Genomic DNA, 17922 nt, shown 5'->3' with positions numbered 1-17922 from the left:
GAGGGCGCGGATCCGCCGGCCGACCTCTTCCGCAGTGTGGTCACCGGCTGGTGGGGCAGCTGCCATGGGGGCTATCGTCCTACACCGTGTCGTTCCGTAAACGGAACGGCGGACGGAGGATGGCATGGCAGGGCGACTGCAACCCGTGCTGGCCGGCGTGATCACCGCGCTGGTCGGCTTCGCCAGCTCGTTCACGGTCGTCCTCGCCGGGCTGCGCGCGGTCGGCGCCGACGAGGCGCAGGCCGCCTCCGGGCTGCTCGCGCTCTGCGTCGCCACCGGATGCTGCGCCGTCTGGCTCGGGCTGCGGCACCGGATGCCGCTGGCCGTCGCCTGGTCCACCCCGGGCGCCGCGCTCCTGGTGGCCACCGGCCCGGTGCCCGGCGGCTGGCCGGCGGCGGTCGGCGCGTTCCTGCTCACCGGGGTGCTGATCGCCGCCGCCGGACTCGTCCCGGCGCTCGGCCGCGCGGTCGCCGCGATCCCCGGCCCGATCGCCAGCGCCATGCTCGCCGGGGTGCTGCTGCCGCTCTGCACCGCGCCCGTCCGGGCGCTGGTCGAGGTGCCCCGGCTGACCGGACCGGTGGTGCTCGCCTGGCTGCTGCTGCACCGGTTCGCCCGCCGCTGGGCCGTGCCCGGGGCGCTGGCCGTGGCCGCGGTGGCCATCGCGCTGACCGCGTCCGGGCCGGCCCCGACGCACCTCGCTCCGAGCGTCGCGCTGACCACGCCGACCTGGACCGTGCCCGCGGTGGTCGGCCTGGCGTTGCCGCTCTTCCTGGTCACCATGGCCGCGCAGAACGTGCCCGGGACGGCCGTCCTCGCCGGCTACGGCTACCGGGCCCCGCTCGGCTCCGCGCTCCGGGTCACCGGGCTCGCCACCGCGCTCGGCGCGCCGGCCGGCGGGCACGCGGTGAACCTGGCCGCGATCACCGCCGCCCTGGCCGCCGGCCCGGACGCCCACCCCGACCCGGACCGGCGCTGGATCGCCTCGGTCACCGCCGGGATCGGCATGGCACTGCTCGGGCTCGGGGCCGGCGTGGCGACCGCCCTGGTGCTGCTCGCCCCGCCGATCCTGGTCGAGGCGGTGGCCGGGCTGGCGCTGCTCGGCGCGCTGGCCGGCGCGGTCTCGGCGGCCGTCGCGGAGCCGGACGCCCGCGAGGCGGCCGTGGTCACCTTCGTGGTCACCGCATCCGGGGTGAGCCTGCTCGGCGTCGGCGGCGCCTTCTGGGGCCTCGTCGCCGGCTGGCTGATGCTCCTGCTCTTCCGCCGCCGCCCGGCGCCGCCCGTGGCGGCGGAGCCGGACGCCGCGCCGGCCGCCCCGGCGCGGGTCGGCTGACCAGGCGGTCCGGCCCGGCCAGGACGCCCCGCGGTCACTCCTCCTCGGGCAGCTCCGCGGCGGGGACGTCGAGGCGTACGCCGTCGTCGGTGACGGCGGCGATCCGGTCGGCCAGCACGTAGACCGCGCCGCTGCGGGCCAGCTCGGTGGAGACCTTCAGGTAGCCGCTGCGCAGCAACCGGGCGGCCAGATCGGCCGGAACGTCCGGTTCCTCGACCGCCGCCGACTCGATCAGTTCGTCCAGGCTGCTCCCCGGGTCCACCGGAGCGGGCGCCTGCACGGTCACGGCGGCCGGGTCGCCGCGCTGGACGAGATCCACCGTGCCCACCTCGACGCCGGTCGAGTCGATCACCCGCATGCCGGTGGTGACCCGGGAGACGCTCTCCTGCTGCGTACCGCGCTGGCTCATGCAGGCGCGGTTCCCGGACCGCCCGGGCACTAAACGGGCGGGGTCCAGCCGCTCGGCGGGCGGGGCGAGAGCTCCCGCCAGCTGTCCGTCCCCTCCAGCAGCGCCCGGACCGTCTCCTCCGCCTCGTCCACGCTGGCGTACTCGTAGAACTGGGAGACCCCCTCGGCGCCCCCGGCGCGCTGCTCCACGTGCCAGCGGTCGCCGTCCACCCGGAGGAAGACGTCCCGCCGGGCCAGCCGCCCCCATTTCCCGTTCCACCAGTGCCTGCGCTGCTCCATGACCGGGACTCTATCGAACATGTGTTCGACATGGGCCGGCCCCCGCGGGATTCCCACGGGGGCCGGTGTGCGGGTGCTGGGTCAGCGCGGGGCCGGCGGCTCCTGCCGGCGGCCCAGCACGTCGTCCAGCGCGCCCCGCTGGCCGGGCGTGGCGTGGTTGCCGGCGAGCAGCGCGTCGCGGATCTCGGTGAGCAGCTTGATCTCCTCGCTGGGGGCCTTCGGCGGGGGCTCCTCGCCGCGGCGACGCCGCTCGGCGAGCTTGTTCATCGGGTAGACCACGAGGAAGTAGAGCGCCGCCGCGGTGAGCAGGAAGGTGATCACCGCGTTGACGAAGGCCACCCAGTCGAACGGGATCTCGCCGCGGAACATCGGCGTGGTCCCGCTGATGCCCTTGTTGCTGCCGGTGATCAGCAGGATGAACACGCGGACCAGCGGTTCCAGGAACGACTTGGTCAGCTGGGTGACCACGCCGGTGAACGCGGCGCCGATGACGACACCGACCGCCAGGTCGACGACGTTGCCGCGCATGATGAAGTCTTTGAAGCCCTTGAACATCCGCACTCCCGTGCTGTCCGGTTTTCGGTCCGGGACAACCTATTCCCCCGGGCCCTCCAGAAAAGCGCCGGCCTCGATGGCCGCCCGCGCCGGGTCGCCGTCCCGGATCGCGGCCACCAGTCGGGAGTGGTCGACGTACCGCTCGGGCACCAGGGCGTCGCCCATCGACTGGGCGACGGTGCTGCGCAGCGCGGTGCCGACGGAGGCGTAGAGCTCGGCCAGCATGGCGTTGTGCGCGGCGGCCACCACCGCGGTGTGCAGCGCGGCGTCCGTGTCGACGAACTCGTCCACCCGGCCGGAGCGCCAGGCGGCCTCCCGCGCGGCGAGCGCGCCGTCGAGCGCCGCCAGGTCCGCCGGGGTACGCCGTACCGCGGCGAGCCGGGCCGCCTCCACCTCGAAGGCGCGCCGGACCTCGATCACCTCGGCCATCCGGTCGTCGGTGAGCCGGCGGGCCACCACCGGGGCCAGTTCGTCGGTGGACACCACGTACGTCCCGGAGCCCTGACGGGGCTCCAGCACCCCGGCGTGCACCAGCGCGCGGACCGCCTCGCGGACCGTGTTCCGCCCGACGCCGAGCGCGGCGACCAGCTGGGGCTCGGTGGGGATCCGGGTGCCCACCGGCCACTCGCCGCCGAGGATCCGGGCCCGGAGCTGCTCGATCGTCTGGCGTACCCGGTGACCGCGCGGGGGCACCGCGAGGGAATCGACGGGGGGTGTCACCGGTTACAACTCCTGCCGAAATTCATCCCATGATTGTAGGTTCGAGGTCATGACCCCGCCAGCCGCCTGCACCGAGGCCACCGCCGCCGAGCGGACCATCGTCACCGACGCGCCGACCACCGACGTGACGCCCGGACCGGCCCCGGACGCGGTCGCGCCCCCGCGCCCGATCACCCCGGCCCGGGGCGGCGCGCTGGTGCTGGTCGGCATGCTGCTGGTCGCGCTCAACCTGCGCGCCGCGGTGACCAGCCTCGGCGCCCTGCTCGACGAGGTACGCGGCGGGCTGGGCCTCTCCGGCACGATGGCCGGCCTCGTCACCACGCTGCCCACCATCGCCTTCGCCGGGCTCGGCGCGCTCACCCCGTGGCTGGTCCGCCGCTGGCCGGCGGCCCGGGTGCTGGTGCTGGCCATGCTGGCGCTCACCGTCGGGCAGGTGCTCCGGGTGGTCACCGACTCGGCGGCGGTCTTCGTGCTCACCAGCGCGCTCGCCCTGGCCGGCATCGCGGTGGCGAACATCCTGCTGCCGATGCTGGTCAAGCAGCACTTCCCGCACCGCACCGGGCTGGTCACCGGGGCGTACACGATGACCCTGACCGTGGGCACCACGGTGGCCGCCGCCTCGGCGGTGCCGGTGGCGCACGCCTTCGGCTCCTGGCGGGCCGGGCTCGGCGTCTGGGCGGGGCTGGCCGCGGTGGCCGTACTGCCCTGGGTGCCGCTGGCGCTGCGGGCCCGCGCGGCCCGGCGGACGGCGACCCCGGCGGTGGTCGCCGCCACCCCGGCGCGGGTGCGCCCCGGACACACCCGGCTCGGCTGGGCCATGGCGGTCTACTTCGGGGCGCAGTCGCTCAGCGGGTACGCGATCATGGGCTGGCTGGCGCAGCTCTTCCGGGACGCCGGCTACGCACCCGAGTCCGCCGGACTGCTGCTCGCCGGGGTGACCGCGCTCGGCGTGCCGGTGGCGCTGGTCATGCCGACCCTGGCCGGCCGGCTGCGCACGCTGCGGCCGCTGGTGCTCGCGCTGACCGTCTTCTCCACGGCCTCGTACGTCGGCCTGGCCCTCGCGCCGCACGGTGCGGCGCCGCTCTGGGTGCTGCTGCTCGCCCTCGGCCAGGGCGCGTTCCCGCTGATCCTGACCACCATCGGGCTGCGTGCCCGGACGGCCGAGGGCACCGTGGCGCTGTCGGCCTTCGCGCAGAGCACCGGGTATCTGATCGCGGCGCTCGGCCCGCTGCTGGTCGGCATCCTCTACGAGGTGACGGGGGGCTGGACCGCGCCGATCGGCTTTCTGCTGGTGGCGCTCGCCGTGCAGACGACGGCGGGCATGGTGATCGCCCGTCCCCGTCACATCGAGGACGAGCGGTGAGGGGGAGCGGTCAGGAGGAGGCCGGCGTCGGGTCGCCCGCGACCGCCTGCTCCACGGTCGGGTAGGTGTGCAGCACCTCGACCAGGCCGCTGACCTCGAGGATGCGGAGCACGCCGCGCTGCGGGGCGGCCAGCCGGACCACACCGCCGGCCTCGTCGCAGCTGTTCTTGGCGCGGACGAAGACCGACAGTCCGGTGGAGTCGCAGAACGACACGTCTGCCAGGTCGAAGACGAGGCGGTTGCGCCCCTTGTCCAACAGATCCGTGATCTGGTCCTGCAGCTGCGGTGCCGTCGCCATGTCCAGCTCGCCCGCGACCGACACGACCACCACGTCGCCGCGCTGTTCCGTCTGCACCGTCAGGGACATTCGCCGACCTCCTGTGTTCGGTGGAACGGTATCCCACGAAGCGGGTGGTGTGCAGAACGGGAGCCGACCCGGGTGCGCTCGATCATGCCTTTGCCGCGCGGCAACTACTTACCGGACTGCCGATGATAGAGTCCGCCCGTCCAGAGTTCAGGGAGGTCACGATGGCGTTGAGCGCCGAAACGAGTGGTCGGCTCGCCCGCCTGCTGAGTGAGCACACCGACCGGCTGATCGAGCGCTGGACGGAGATCGTCACCGCCTCGCTGCGGGGCCGGCTCAGCCAGGCGGAACTGGCCCGGCAGGTGCGCGAGCTGCACCGTACCATGATCGACGCGTTGCAGGACGGACTGACTGACCTGGCCGACCAGCACGGCGGCGAGCTGCGCGCCGTGCTGACGGAGCTGTCCCGGGGCCGGGCCCAGCAGGGGTTCAGCGCCACCGAGACCGCGATCAGCGTCTTCGCCCTGAAGGACGCCCTGCTGGAGCTGATGGAGACGAGTCAGGACACGCAGATCCTGCGCGACTTCCTGGGCTTCACCTCGCTGATCGACCAGATGGGCCTGTTCACCTTCGAGAGCTTCGTCCGCACCCGGGAGAGCCTGATCGCCGACCAGGCGGAGCAGCTCCTGGAGCTCTCCACCCCGGTGGTGAAGCTGTGGGAGGGCGTGGTCGCCGTCCCGCTGGTCGGCACCCTCGACTCGGCCCGCGCCCAGGTGGTGATGGAGCGGCTGCTCCAGACCCTGGTCGACACCGGGTCGCCCTACGCGATCATCGACATCACCGGCGTGCCGGCGGTGGACACCCAGGTCGCCCAGCACATCCTGAAGACCGTGGTGGCCGCCCGGCTGATGGGCGCCGACTGCATCATCTCCGGTATCCGGCCACAGATCGCCCAGACGATCGTCGCCCTCGGTATCGAGTTCGGTGACATCGCCACCAAGGCGAGCCTCGCCGACGCGCTGCGCCACGTGCTGCGGCTGACCGGCGTCGAGACCACCACCCGCCGCCCGCGTCGGGAGGCCTGATGGAGCGGGTGCCGATTCTCAAGATCGGCGACATCCTGCTGGTCTCCATCCAGGTCGACATGTCGGACCAGACGGCCGTCCAGCTCCAGGAGGACCTGGCCGAGCGGATCGTCGCCACCGGCTCCCACGGCGTGATCATCGACATCACCGCGCTGGACATCGTCGACTCCTTCGTCGGCCGGATGCTCTCCACCATCGCGTCCATCTCCAAGGTGCTGGACGCCGACACGGTGGTGGTCGGGATGCGTCCCGCGGTCGCCATCACCCTGGTCGAGCTGGGGCTGTCGCTCAACGGCATCCGTACCGCGCTGAACGTCGAACGCGGCATGGAGCTGATCGCGGCGGCCCGGGCCGACGAGTGGGTCGAGGTCGACGGCGACGAGGACGCCGAGACGACGGCCACGTCATGACCGCCGGAGTCGACCTGGGGGTGCCGGCGGCCCAGGCGATCCGCAGCGACGAGGACGTGGTCCGGGTGCGGCAGCTGGTGCGAACCACCGCCGTCGCGGTCAAGCTCTCGCTGGTCGACCAGACCAAGCTGGTCACCGCCGCCAGCGAACTGGCTCGGAACACGCTGATCTACGGCGGCGGGGGCACCGCCGAGGTGGTCACGGTCGAGGACGGCCGCCGGCGCGGGGTGCGCATCCTCTTCGTCGACCAGGGCCCCGGCATCCCCGACGTCGACCTGGCCCTCACCGACGGCTACACCACCGGCGGCGGGCTCGGCCTCGGGCTCAGCGGCGCCCGCCGGCTCGTCGACGAGTTCGACATCGCGACCGCCGTGGGCGAGGGCACCCGGATCACCGTCACCAAGTGGTCTCGATGAACGCCGACGTGGTCTCCGACCACGGCCTCTGGTTCCGGGTGGAGAGCGGTGGCGGGGCCAGCGGTGTGCGCCGGGCGGCCGAGCGCCTCGGGCGGCAGCTGGAACTCAGCGAGCAGCGCGTCGCCGACCTCGCCATCGTCAGCGCCGAGCTGATCAGCAACCTGGTCAAGCACGCCCAGGAGGGCTCGCTGCTGCTCCGGCCGGTACGCCGGGCCGCGCGGGCCGGGGTGGAGCTGGTGGCGATGGACTCCGGCCCCGGCATGGCCGACCTCGCCCTCTCCTCCGTGGACGGGCACTCCACCACCGGCACCCTCGGCATCGGCCTGGGTGCGATCGTCCGGCAGGCGAGCTGGTTCGACGGATACTCGCTGCCCGGGCGGGGCACGGTGCTGGCCGTCCAGGTCTGGGACGGGCCGCTGCCGGAGCCGGACTGGGCCGCCGGGCTGACCCGGCCGATCACCGGCGAGCAGGTCAGCGGCGACGCGTACGCGGTCCGAGTCGTCGACGGCCGGCGCCAGGTGCTGGTCTGCGACGGCCTCGGACACGGGCCGCTGGCCGCCGCGGCCAGCGGGGCCGCGCTCGCCGCGTTCCGCGCCGCGCCGGCCGGGCCGCCGGCCGGCGTGGTCCAGCATCTGCACGCGACCATGTCGCACACCCGAGGGGCCGCCCTGGCGGTCGCCGAGCTGGACGCCGCGTCAGGCTTGCTCCGGTACGCCGGCCTGGGCAACATCGCAGCCATGATCGTGGGGTCGGGCGAGCGGCGGCGGGGCCTGGTCTCGCTGCCCGGCATCGCCGGCCACCAGCGCCCGGTGGTGCGCGAGTACCACTACCCGTTCCCGCCCGGCGCGCTGCTCGTCATGCACAGCGACGGCGTGGTGGATCGCTGGGACCTCGCCGACTACCCCGGCCTCGCCGCGCGCTCGCCCCTGGCGGCCGCGGCGACGCTGCTCCGGGACGCCGGGATCCGCCGCGACGACGCCTGTGTGCTGGTCGCCCGGGGGGAGCCATGACCGGCCCCGACCCGTCGGAACCGCTGCTGCAGATGGCACTCCGCGTGGAGCAGGACATCTTCCTGGTCCGGCAGCGCGGGCGGGAGGTGGCCGCCGCCGTCGGGCTGGAACACCAGGACCAGGTACGCCTCGCCACCGCGCTCAGCGAGGTCGCCCGGGACCTGCTGCGCACGGCCGACGGTGCCGACGTCACCTTCGTGCTCGACGTGGACGCCCGCTCCGGCCGGCCCGCGCTCCGGGTGGACCTGGCTCCGGTGGGCCCGCTGCCCGACGGCCGGTACGAGCCGCAGTCCGGTGCCGTGGCACGCCTGGTGGACATGCTGGGCGTGGTGCAGGACGAGGGCGATACGGTCGTGAGGATGTCCCGACGTGTCCCGGCCGCTGCCCAAGCACTGACGCCGGAGCGCCTCGCCGAACTCCGTGCGGAGTTGGCCAGCAGCGCTCCGGGCACCGCGCTGGACGAGTTGGCCGACCAGAACGCGCAGCTCATCGCCGCCCTCGACGAGGTACGCACCCAGCGCGACGAGCTGGAGGTGCTCAACTCGGAGCTGCAGGAGACCAACCGGGGCGTGATGGCGCTCTACAACCAGCTCACCGCGGAGCTGGAGGAGACCAACCGCGGTGTGGTGGCGCTCTACGCCGAGCTGGACGAGAAGTCCGCCCAGCTCCGGGCGGCCAGCGAGTCGAAGAGCCGGTTCCTGGCCAACGTCAGCCACGAGCTGCGGGCCCCGGTCACCGCGATCATCGGGCTGGGCCGGCTGCTCGCCGACTCCGCCTCCGACCCGCTCACCTCCGAGCAGGCCCAGCAGGTGGGACTGATCCGGTCCTCCGCGTCCGACCTGCTCACCCTGGTCAACGAGCTGCTCGACCTGGCCAAGGCCGAGTCGGGCCGGATCGAGCCGAACTGGGCGGAGGTCGACCTGCGCGGGCTCTTCGGGCAGCTCCGCGGCACCCTGCGGGCGCTGGCCACCCGGTCGGCGGTGGAGCTGATGGTGGAGGAGCCGCCGGCCCCGGCGACGGTCCGCTCCGACGAGGTGCTGCTGGCCCAGGTGCTGCGCAACCTGCTGCACAACGGCCTGAAGTTCACCGAGCGGGGTGAGGTGCGGCTGCGGGCGGACCGCCGGGACGACGCCTGGTCGCTGTCGGTCACCGACACGGGCGTCGGCATCCCGCCCGAGCTACAGGAACGGATCTTCGAGGAGTTCTACCAGGTGCCCGGGGAGACCCGGGCCGGTGGCACCGGCCTCGGACTGCCGTACGCACGGCGGCTGGTGACGCTGCTCGGCGGGACGCTGGAGCTGTCCAGCGAGCTCGGCCGGGGCAGCACCTTCACGGTCGTCCTCCCGGTGGGCGGAGCGTGACGTGGAGGGCGGCACGGCGACCGTACTGGTGGTCGACGACAGTCGTACCAAGCGCTATCTGCTGGTGAGCTGGCTGACCCGGGCCGGCTTCGCGACCATCGAGGCGGAGAACGGCGCCGAGGCGCTCAGCCGGATGGCGGCCGGCCGGATCGACGTGGTGGTGCTCGATGTCCGGCTACCCGACATGAGCGGCTTCGAGGTCTGCGAGCGGATCAAGGAGACCTACCCGGCGACCCCGGTCATCCACGTCTCGGCACACGCCGTGGACGTGGGGGACCGGGCCCAGGGGCTGACCCGGGGCGCGGACGCGTACCTGGCGGAGCCGATCGAGCCGGAGGAACTGGTCGCCACCACGTACGCCGTGCTCCGCTACTACCAGGCCCGCCGCCGGGCCGAGCTGCTCGCCGAGCGGCTGGCCGCGCTGGCCGACGCCACCGTGCAGATGCACGCCGCGTCGAACTTCGTCCGGCTGCTGGAGGCGGCGGCCGCCAGCGCGGCGCGTATCTTCCGGAGCCCGGCGGCGGTGGTCGCCGAGACCTTCGACGGGGACTGCCTGGCCGGGGTGGCCGCCGGGCCGGACGAGGCGCCGAGGCTCGTGCCGTGGACGGTGGACGACACCGGAGTGCCGATCGGCACCACGGTCCGGATCGACGAACCGGGCAACTGGGGCCTGGTCGACTGGCCGGCCGGCGACAGCGTCACGGTGGCCGCCGCCCGGCTGCGCGAGGACCGGCCCCCGCTCTACGTGGTGGTGCCGACCGCGACCCAGACCGTCCGTACGCCGGTGCTGGTGCAGCTCGCCCAGGCCGTCGCGTCGGCGGCGGAGGCGCAGCGCTCCTTCGACGAGGAGCACCGGATCGCGGTCACCCTCCAGCGCAGCCTGCTGCCCCGCCGGCTGCCCGAGATCGCTGGCCTCGACCTGGCCGTCCGGTACGAGCCGGCCAGCGCCCGGACCGAGGTGGGCGGCGACTTCTACGAGCTGGTGATGCTCGACGGGCACCTGCTCGTGGCGGTGGGCGACGTGGCCGGGCACTCGCTGCACGCCGCCACGGTGATGGCCGAGCTGCGGCACGCGGTGCGGGCGTACGCGGTGGAGGGGCACCAGCCCGGGGTGATCCTGGACCGGGTCAACGAGCTGATGCGCACCCTGCTTCCCAACGAGCAGGCCACCGTCTGCCTGCTGTTGCTGCACCCCGGCAGCGGGCTGGTCCGGCTCGCCAGCGCCGGGCACCTGCCCGCCCTGATCAGCCGGGACGGGCGGGTGGAGTTCGTGCAGCATTCCGCCCCGCTGCTCGGGGTCCGCGCGCCGCGCCCGTCGGACCTGGAGTTCGTGCTGCCGGCCGGGTCCACCCTGGTGCTCTACACCGACGGGCTGATCGAGCGCCGGGACGCCACCATCGACGACGGGCTGGCCGCGTTGAGCGTGGTCGCCGCCCGGGTGGACGACGACCTGGACCAGTTCTGCCAGCGGTTGCTGGTCGAGTTGGCGCCCCCGGAGATCCACGACGACGTCGCGGTGGTCGCCGTCCGCCGCCGCTGACCCCGCCGGTCACCCGCCGTCGGACGGGACCAGCGAGCGAGCGTACGCGGCGGGGGAGACCCCGGTGACCGCGGTGAACTCGCGGACCAGGTGGGCCTGGTCGGCGTACCCCAGGTCGGCGGCGACCCGGGCCCAGTCCAGCGGCCCGGCGGCGGCCTGCTCGATCGCCTCCTGGAGCCGGTACCGCCGGATCACCCACTTCGGGCCGACCCCGACGTGGTCTAGGAAGAGCCGCTGGAGCCGCCGGGTCGAGACGGCGTGCCGCCGGGCGAAGTCGTCCACCCGCAGGATGCTCCGGTCGGCGCGGATCTCCTCGACCAGCGCGGTGGCCTCGGCGGAGAACGGGTCCGGTTCCGGGGCCCAGGCGTTGAGCAGGTCGTCCACCTGGCGGCACCGGTCGTCGTCGGTGCCGGGGCAGACCGGGCCGGCGGCGAACGGCCCGGTGGGCGCCGGCCCGGCGGGCAGCGGGCGGCGCTGCCCGGTCAGCTCGGCCACTGACCGGCGCCAGAAGGGACGGAAGCCGCCGGGACGGAACTGCACCCCGGTGACCCGGCCGACGCCGTGCAGCGTGACGGTGAACAGGCCGGTGTCGACCCCGGCGATCTCAGCGGTCTCCGGGCCGTCGGGCGGTGCCTGGAACACCACGTTGACCGCGGGGTGCGGCACCACCCGCTGGTCGAACGGCTCGGTCAGCGCCCAGTCGACGAGCCAGTAGTGCTCGACGTACGGGCGCAGCGCCGGGGCGGGCAGCCGGCGGCGGAAGTCGACCCGCCGCAGCAGCCGGCCGGGGTCCAGGATGCCCCGACTGTCCTGCCGCGGTTCGTGTCGCATTTCTTCAAGACCACCTTCATACGCTGGCCCTATGACCACGAAGACTAGTGAGCTGCTGGCCGTCGCCGCGCCCCGGACGGTGGCGGTGGTCCAGCGCATCTCCGACGACCAGCTCGACCTGCCCACCCCGTGCCCGGACTACACGGTGCGCGAACTGCTCGGCCACCTGTTCACCGTGGTGGTCAACTTCCAGGACCTGGCCCGGCGACGGGACGTGGACTGGTCGGGCAAGACCGATCACCTGACCGACGGCTGGCGGGACCGCTTCGCGGCGGAGACGGAACGGCTGGTCGAGGCCTGGTCCGACCCGGCGGCGCTGGAGGGTGTCTCGCCCGGGATGGGGCTGCCGCAGGAGACGGTCGGCGAGATGGCGCTGATCGACCTCACCGTGCACGGCTGGGACCTGGCCCGGGCGACCGGCCAGCGGCTGGAGGTCGACCCGGCGGTGCTGGCGGCGGGGCACGGTTTCATGGACAAGATGGGCGACACCGGCCAGCAGATGGGCGCCTTCGGCGCGCCCGTACCCACCACGCCGGACGCGACCCCGCTGGACCGGTTGCTCGGGCGGACCGGGCGCCAGCCCGGCTGGACTCCCTGAACCGTCCCGGCCCGTGCGGCACCGCGCCGCGCGGGCCGCTCTTGACAGTGCTATTCGCTGAGTGAATAGTGGCCGGGTGTCCACTTCGCACGTCCTGCTCGGTCTGCTCGCGACCGGACCCCGGCACGGGTACGAGCTGAAGCGCGCCCACGACGAGCGGCTGCCCCGGGCCCGCCCGCTCGCCTTCGGGCAGGTCTACGCGACCCTCGCTCGGCTCCAGCGGGACGGGCTCGTGATCGCCGCCGGGCAGGAGCGCGAGGGCGGCCCGGATCGCACGGCGTACGCGCTCACCGGGGACGGGAGGGTCACCCTCGACCGGTGGCTGGGCGCCGTCGAGCCGCCCATGCCGTACGTGGCGAGCACCCTCTTCGCCAAGGTGGTGGTCGCGTTGCTGGTCGCCGACGCCGACCGGGCGCGCGACTACCTGATCGCCCAGCGCCGGGCGCACACCGCGCGACTGCGCGAGCTGACCGCGGTGAAGAGCGCCCCCACGGCCAGCCTCGACGAGGTGATCGCGGCCGACTTCGCCATCGCCCATCTCGACGCCGACCTCCAGTGGCTGCACACCACCCTGGAGCGGGTCGCCGACTGGCACCGGGAGGTGCACTCGTGACGTATCTGGAGGCGCGCGGCGTGGTCCGCTCGTACGGCCCGACCCCCGCGCTGCGCGGGGTGACGCTCGACGTGGCGGAGGGGGAGATCGTCGCCGTCACCGGGCCGAGCGGCTGCGGCAAATCCACCCTGCTGCACTGCCTCGCCGGCCTCCTCCGCCCCGACGCCGGGCAGGTCATCTGGCGGGGCGAACGGATCGACCTGTGGTCGGAGGCCGCCCGATCCCGGCTGCGGCGTACCGAGTTCGGGGTGCTCTTCCAGTTCGGCCAGCTCGTCGCCGAGCTGACCGCGGCGGAGAACGTCGCCCTTCCGCTGCTTCTCGCCGGCACGGGGCGGCGAGAGGCGCGGACGGCGGCGCTCGGCTGGCTGGAGCGGCTGGGCGTGGCCGAGGTGGCCGACGCCCGGCCGGGTGAGATGTCCGGCGGGCAGCAGCAGCGCTGCGCGACCGCCCGGGCCCTGGTCACCGAGCCCCGGGTGCTCTTCGCCGACGAGCCGACCGGTGCGCTGGACACCCTCACCGGCGAGCAGGTGCTCACCCAGCTCGTCCGGCTCGCCCGGGAACAGCGCACCACGGTCGTGCTGGTCACCCACGAGCCGCGGATCGCCGCGTACGCCGACCGCGAGGTGACGCTGCGCGACGGGAGGATGGACCACTCGGGCCTCGGTCTGGACGCGCCGGTGCCGGGCGGTCACCGGTGAGGCCGGGGACCCTGCTCCGGCTCGCCGTGGCCGGCACCCGGACCGACACCGTCCGGGTCGTGCTGACCGGGCTGAGCGCGGCCCTGGCCACGCTGGCCGGGTTGGCCGCGCTGACCGTGCTGGCCATCCCGACCCCGCCGGCCACCGACGACAACCTGAACCGCTGGTCCGAGCAGTACACCAACGAGCTGCTGCGCGAGCCGGGGCTGCGCGGCGGCGTCGCGTTCGCCCTGCTACTGCTCTGCGTCCCGGTGCTCGCCCTGGCCGGGCAGTGCGCCCGGCTCGGCGCGCCGGCCCGGGACCGGCGGCTGGCCGCGCTCCGGCTGGCCGGGGCGACCCCCGGTCAGGTCACCCGGATCGCGGTCGTGGAGACCGGGCTGGCCAGCCTGCTCGGCACCCTGACCGGCCTCGCCGTCCACCTGGTCGGTCGCCGGGTGCTGCACCGGCCCGACCCCGGCGGGCGACTGCCGCTGCCCACCGACGTCCGTCCGACCCTGGCGGTGATCGTGGCGGTGGTGGTCGGGCTGCCCCTGGTGGCCGCCCTGGCCAGCGCGGTTCTGCTGCGTCGGGTGACCACCTCCCCCTTCGGCGTGGTCCGCCGGGTCCGCACCCGGGCACCCTGGCCGTGGCCGGGCCTGCTGATCCTGCTCGGGCTGGCCATGTTCGCCGCCGTCCGACCGGTGGGGCTCTGGTACGAGCGGCGGTACGAAGAACCGCCGCTGTGGCTGCTGCCGACGCTGCTGATCGGCGGCGGCCTGGCCGCCATGGTGGGCGTGGTGGCCGGCACCGGCTGGATCTCCCACGCCGCCGGCCGGGTGCTGCACCGGTATGCCCGCCGCCCGGCGGCGCTGCTGGCCGCGCGCCGGCTGACGGCCGACCCGTGGGCCGGCAGCCGCACCTTCGCCGCACTGCTGGCCGCGCTCATCTTCGGCGCGGGCGCCGCCGGGTTCCGCGCCAACTTCCTCGCCGAGGCCGAGCTGCACCGGCGGACCGGCGGCGGGTTCGGTGCCGCGGAGGATTTCTACCTCCGCGCGTTGGACCTGGTCGGCCTCGCCGTCGCGGTGGCGGTGGCGATCGCGGCCGGCGGGCTGCTGGTCGCGGTGGTGGAAGGGGTCACCACCCGACGGCGGGCGTACGCGGCGCTGGTGGCGACGGGGGTGCCCCGGGCGACAGTCGGCCGTTCCCTGCTCTGGCAGTCGCTCGTCCCGGCGGTGCCGGCCATCGCCCTCGCCCTGACCGTCGGCTACCTGCTCGTGCGAGGTGTGTACCGGGCACCGAGCGGCGGGGGCTACCCGGAGGAGATCTGCGACGCCGGGGAGCGGCTGTGCAGCGATCCGCTGACCCGGGCACAGCACGTCCGCACCGAGTGGGTGCCGAAGGTGACCGTGACGCCGGACGTACCGTGGGAGCAGCTCGCCTGGTTCGCGGCCGGTGGCCTGGCCGCGATGCTGGTGACGGTCGGCGTCGGCCTGCTCTTCCTGCGCGCCAGCACGACGGTGGAGGAGCTGCGGACAACCTGATGTGACGCGGCATCCGCTGCCGGCGCTGTTGGGACCGGGAGGCCCACCGCCGGGCCCCCGGGTCCCGGCCGCAACGGCCGGCGCGGAGCGGAACAGCAGGAGAGCAGAGCAGCATGCAGAACCAGTCCGGTGGCGCCCCACCGGTCTTCGTCGACCGGACCGGGCGGCGTCGCCGGCTCACCGTGATCGCCGGCAGCGCGATGGGCCTCGGCCTGCTCACCAGCCTCGGTCTGATCCTCGCCGGGCTCTTCTTCGACTCCTCGGTGCCGATCCCCGGCTGGTCGGACACGAGGGGCCAGCCCCCGATCGAGGCCGGGGTCGACGCTCCGGGGCAGCCGCAGCAGGCGACCAGCCCGAGCCTCCGGCCCGCACCGGCGACCAGCACCGGCGCGCCCCTGCGGTCATCCGCACCCGGCCCCACCGGGGCGACCACCACCCGGGCCGCCAGCGTGCCGGCCCCGCAGCCGTCGACCAGCAATCCGGGCCAGGGCGACGTGCGGCGCAGCACCGCGAAGCCGAGCCGGACCCCGGGCAAGCCCTGACGATGGCGAGACACGTCGCCCGCCCCGACCCCCGGGCCCACTGGTTCCTCCTCCTGCTGAGCCTGTTCGTCCTGCTCGCGGCGCTGAGCTTCAACGCTCTGGTCACCAACGTCGGCGGCGGTGCCGGCCCGTCCGGCGCGCCCGCCGCACTCGCGCCCCGGCAGGTCACCACCGGTGGCCCGGTGCTGCGGCTGGACGGCCCGACGCCGGTCACCCGGCGGCTGCCGGCGCGCACCCTGGCGCTGACCTTCGACGACGGTCCGGACCCCCGCTGGACCCCGCAGATCCTCGACGTGCTGCGCCGGCACCACGCCCACGCCACCTTCTTCGTGGTCGGTGCCCGGGTGAACGAGCATCCCGAGCTGGTCCGGCGGATCCTCGCCGAGGGGCACGAGATCGGCTCGCACACCTTCACGCACGCGGACCTCGGCGCGGTGCCGGGCTGGCGGGCCGCGGCCGAGCTCTCCTGGACGCGGAACGCGATCGCCGGGGCGACCGGGCGCGAGGTGACCCTGCTCCGGCTCCCCTTCTCGTCGATCACGACCTCGCTGACCCAGCCGCAGTACGCGGCGATGCGGGCCGCCGCCGGCAGCGGCCACGTGGCGGTGCTCGCCGATCGGGACGCCAGGGACTGGCAGCGCCCCGGCGTGCCGGCCATCGTCCGGTCCGCCACCCCGCCCGGCGGCGCCGGCGCGGTGGTGCTCATGCACGACGCCGGCGGGGACCGCAGCCAGACGGTGGCCGCCCTGGACCAGCTGCTGCCCCAGCTGGCCCGGCAGGGCTACCGGTTCACCACCGTGTCGGAGGGGATCGGCGCGCCCGCGTCGATGCTGCCCGCCGGCACCGGCGCCCGGCTGAGCGGCACCGCGCTGCGTTGGGCGCAGACCGGTGCCGGGTGGCTGACCTCGGCGATGAACCTGCTGCTCGGGGTGGCCCTGGTGCTCGGCGTGGCCCGGCTCGCGGTGCAGGTGGTCTGCGCCCGGCTGCACCTGCGCCGGGTCCGCCGGCCCCGGCGCCGCCTGCCCGAGGTGGTCGCGCCGGTGTCGGTGATCGTGCCGGCGTACAACGAGGCCGCGAACATCGCCGCCACCGTGCGGTCCCTGATCGCGAGCGCGTACCCGGCGCTGGAGGTGATCGTGGTGGACGACGGGTCCAGCGACGGCACCGCCGACATCGTCGAGCGGATGCGGCTGCGCGGCGTACGCGTCATCCGGCAGGCCAACGCCGGGAAGCCGGCCGCGCTGAACACCGGCATCCGCGCCGCCCGCGCCGACCTGCTGGTGCTGGTCGACGGGGACACCGTCTTCCAGCCGGACACCGTCTACCGGCTGGTCCAGGGCTTCGCCGACCCGACCGTCGGCGCGATCAGCGGCAACACCAAGGTCGCCAACCGGCAGCGGCTGCTCGGCCGCTGGCAGCACCTGGAGTACGTGATCGGCTTCAACCTCGACCGCCGGATGTACGACGTGCTGGAGTGCATGCCGACCATCCCCGGCGCGATCGGGGCGTTCCGCCGCGAGGTGCTGCTCGCCGTCGGTGGGGTCCCCGCCGACACCCTCGCCGAGGACACCGACCTGACCATGAAGGTGCTCCGGGCCGGCTGGCGGGTGGTGTACGAGGAGACCGCGATCGCCTGGACCGAGGCGCCGTCGTCGCTGCGGCAACTCTGGCGGCAGCGCTACCGCTGGTGCTACGGCACCATGCAGGCGATGTGGAAGCACCGGCACGCGCTCCGTGAGCCCGGGGCCGGCGGCAAGCTCGGCCGGCGGGGCTTGCCGTACCTGACCGTCTTCCAGATCGTGCTGCCGCTGGCCGCGCCGGCGGTGGACGTGTTCGCCCTCTACGGGCTGCTCTTCCTGCCCTGGTCCGAGCTGGCGCTGGCCTGGTTGGGCCTGCTCCTGCTCCAGGCCGGCACCGCCGCGTACGCGCTGCGGCTGGACCGGGAACGGTTCGGCCCGCTGTGGACGCTGCCGTTCCAGCAGCTCGTCTACCGGCAGGTGATGTGCCTGGTGGTGGTGCAGTCGGTGGTCACCGCCGCAGTCGGCAACCGGCTGCGCTGGCAGCGCATGGTCCGCACCGGCGAGGCGGCCGCCCTGGTGCAAGGAGGGGCCCCCTCTTAACGCCTCCGGTAGAAGCGGGGCCCCCGCTTATCACCGCGGGTTCGGTCAGCGGCCGCCGAAGAGGCCGGCGGACCAGGAGACGGCCAGGCCGATCACCGCGGAGCAGCAGCAGACCAGCAGCGCAGCGGCCACCACGGCGAGGATCACCCAGGTCGGCCCGCGCCGGGCCGCACCCGGTGCCGCTTCGGTGCCCCGCTCGTCATCCGCGCTCACCCGGCG

Annotated in this window: 21 protein-coding genes; 14 read left to right on the top strand and 7 right to left on the bottom strand. The window is 74.5% G+C overall.

Annotated features, from left to right (window positions below):
* Nucleotides 1-124: 124 nt before the first annotated feature.
* Nucleotides 125-1330: a benzoate/H(+) symporter BenE family transporter gene (locus Q2K19_RS09855; RefSeq protein ID WP_302769710.1), complete on the top strand. Its 1206-nt coding sequence runs from the start codon at nt 125-127 to the stop codon at nt 1328-1330.
* Between the two features lie 34 nt (nt 1331-1364).
* Here the strand turns inward: Q2K19_RS09855 and Q2K19_RS09850 are convergent, their stop codons facing one another.
* The 4 genes from Q2K19_RS09850 to Q2K19_RS09835 all read right to left on the bottom strand — a co-directional run bounded on the left by Q2K19_RS09850 (nt 1365) and on the right by Q2K19_RS09835 (nt 3292).
* Nucleotides 1365-1739, bottom strand: a complete 375-nt coding sequence (locus Q2K19_RS09850; RefSeq protein ID WP_302769707.1) for a hypothetical protein — start codon at nt 1737-1739, stop codon at nt 1365-1367.
* Nucleotides 1740-1768: 29 nt separating this feature from the next.
* Nucleotides 1769-2017: a hypothetical protein gene (locus Q2K19_RS09845; protein WP_302769705.1), complete on the bottom strand. Its 249-nt coding sequence runs from the start codon at nt 2015-2017 to the stop codon at nt 1769-1771.
* 81 nt (nt 2018-2098) lie between these two features.
* The gene (mscL, locus tag Q2K19_RS09840; protein ID WP_302769704.1) at nt 2099-2572 is read right to left on the bottom strand and encodes a large conductance mechanosensitive channel protein MscL; all 474 of its coding nucleotides are present in this window, start codon (nt 2570-2572) and stop codon (nt 2099-2101) included.
* 39 nt (nt 2573-2611) lie between these two features.
* A complete protein-coding gene (locus Q2K19_RS09835; protein ID WP_302769702.1) occupies nt 2612-3292 on the bottom strand; it encodes a FadR/GntR family transcriptional regulator in 681 nt (226 codons plus the stop codon).
* A 49-nt stretch (nt 3293-3341) separates the two neighbouring features.
* On the opposite strand from Q2K19_RS09835, the gene Q2K19_RS09830 reads away from it, so the two are divergent.
* A complete protein-coding gene (locus Q2K19_RS09830) occupies nt 3342-4655 on the top strand; it encodes an MFS transporter (protein ID WP_446839676.1) in 1314 nt (437 codons plus the stop codon).
* A gap of 10 nt (nt 4656-4665) precedes the next feature.
* On the opposite strand, the gene Q2K19_RS09825 is transcribed toward Q2K19_RS09830, so the two are convergent.
* Entirely contained in the window at nt 4666-5022 is a 357-nt protein-coding gene (locus Q2K19_RS09825; protein ID WP_091337275.1) for an STAS domain-containing protein, read from the bottom strand.
* Nucleotides 5023-5183: 161 nt separating this feature from the next.
* Between Q2K19_RS09825 and Q2K19_RS09820 the strand changes: the two genes are divergently transcribed.
* Genes Q2K19_RS09820 through Q2K19_RS09795 form a run of 6 tightly spaced genes read left to right on the top strand, consistent with a single transcriptional unit; the run spans nt 5184 to nt 10781 of the window.
* Nucleotides 5184-6044, top strand: a complete 861-nt coding sequence (locus Q2K19_RS09820; RefSeq protein WP_302769699.1) for an STAS domain-containing protein — start codon at nt 5184-5186, stop codon at nt 6042-6044.
* A complete protein-coding gene (locus tag Q2K19_RS09815) occupies nt 6044-6454 on the top strand; it encodes an STAS domain-containing protein (RefSeq protein WP_302769697.1) in 411 nt (136 codons plus the stop codon). Before Q2K19_RS09820 ends, Q2K19_RS09815 begins: the two co-directional genes overlap by 1 nt.
* Entirely contained in the window at nt 6451-6870 is a 420-nt protein-coding gene (locus Q2K19_RS09810) for an ATP-binding protein (RefSeq protein WP_302769694.1), read from the top strand. Before Q2K19_RS09815 ends, Q2K19_RS09810 begins: the two co-directional genes overlap by 4 nt.
* Nucleotides 6867-7880: a SpoIIE family protein phosphatase gene (locus Q2K19_RS09805; RefSeq protein ID WP_302772387.1), complete on the top strand. Its 1014-nt coding sequence runs from the start codon at nt 6867-6869 to the stop codon at nt 7878-7880. The genes Q2K19_RS09810 and Q2K19_RS09805 overlap by 4 nt, the downstream gene beginning before the upstream one ends.
* On the top strand, nt 7877-9241 hold the full coding sequence (locus Q2K19_RS09800; protein ID WP_302769692.1) for a sensor histidine kinase: 1365 nt from the start codon (nt 7877-7879) through the stop codon (nt 9239-9241). The genes Q2K19_RS09805 and Q2K19_RS09800 overlap by 4 nt, the downstream gene beginning before the upstream one ends.
* A gap of 1 nt (nt 9242) precedes the next feature.
* Entirely contained in the window at nt 9243-10781 is a 1539-nt protein-coding gene (locus Q2K19_RS09795; RefSeq protein WP_302769690.1) for a SpoIIE family protein phosphatase, read from the top strand.
* Nucleotides 10782-10790: 9 nt separating this feature from the next.
* On the opposite strand, the gene Q2K19_RS09790 is transcribed toward Q2K19_RS09795, so the two are convergent.
* Complete coding sequence (locus Q2K19_RS09790; protein ID WP_302769688.1) at nt 10791-11612, bottom strand: helix-turn-helix domain-containing protein; 822 nt, start codon at nt 11610-11612, stop codon at nt 10791-10793.
* Between the two features lie 31 nt (nt 11613-11643).
* On the opposite strand from Q2K19_RS09790, the gene Q2K19_RS09785 reads away from it, so the two are divergent.
* From Q2K19_RS09785 to Q2K19_RS09760, 6 genes are all read left to right on the top strand, one after another.
* A complete protein-coding gene (locus Q2K19_RS09785; protein ID WP_302769685.1) occupies nt 11644-12210 on the top strand; it encodes a TIGR03086 family metal-binding protein in 567 nt (188 codons plus the stop codon).
* Between the two features lie 76 nt (nt 12211-12286).
* Nucleotides 12287-12823 (top strand): PadR family transcriptional regulator, encoded by a 537-nt coding sequence (locus tag Q2K19_RS09780; RefSeq protein WP_302769682.1) that lies wholly within the window; start codon nt 12287-12289, stop codon nt 12821-12823.
* On the top strand, nt 12820-13521 hold the full coding sequence (locus Q2K19_RS09775) for an ABC transporter ATP-binding protein (RefSeq protein WP_302769679.1): 702 nt from the start codon (nt 12820-12822) through the stop codon (nt 13519-13521). The genes Q2K19_RS09780 and Q2K19_RS09775 overlap by 4 nt, the downstream gene beginning before the upstream one ends.
* On the top strand, nt 13518-15041 hold the full coding sequence (locus Q2K19_RS09770) for an FtsX-like permease family protein (protein WP_302769676.1): 1524 nt from the start codon (nt 13518-13520) through the stop codon (nt 15039-15041). Before Q2K19_RS09775 ends, Q2K19_RS09770 begins: the two co-directional genes overlap by 4 nt.
* Nucleotides 15042-15154: 113 nt before the next feature.
* Entirely contained in the window at nt 15155-15583 is a 429-nt protein-coding gene (locus tag Q2K19_RS09765; protein WP_302769673.1) for a hypothetical protein, read from the top strand.
* A gap of 2 nt (nt 15584-15585) precedes the next feature.
* On the top strand, nt 15586-17703 hold the full coding sequence (locus tag Q2K19_RS09760; protein ID WP_302769671.1) for a bifunctional polysaccharide deacetylase/glycosyltransferase family 2 protein: 2118 nt from the start codon (nt 15586-15588) through the stop codon (nt 17701-17703).
* 45 nt (nt 17704-17748) lie between these two features.
* Here Q2K19_RS09760 and Q2K19_RS09755 read toward each other — a convergent pair whose 3' ends face one another.
* On the bottom strand, nt 17749-17916 hold the full coding sequence (locus Q2K19_RS09755; protein WP_302769668.1) for a hypothetical protein: 168 nt from the start codon (nt 17914-17916) through the stop codon (nt 17749-17751).
* Nucleotides 17917-17922: the final 6 nt, after the last annotated feature.

Origin of the sequence: Micromonospora sp. NBRC 110009, assembly GCF_030518795.1 — a bacterium.
Classification (GTDB): Bacteria; Actinomycetota; Actinomycetes; order Mycobacteriales; family Micromonosporaceae; genus Micromonospora.
The sequence above is the reverse complement of the archived record's forward strand: the minus strand, read 5'-3'. Positions and strand labels throughout refer to the sequence as shown.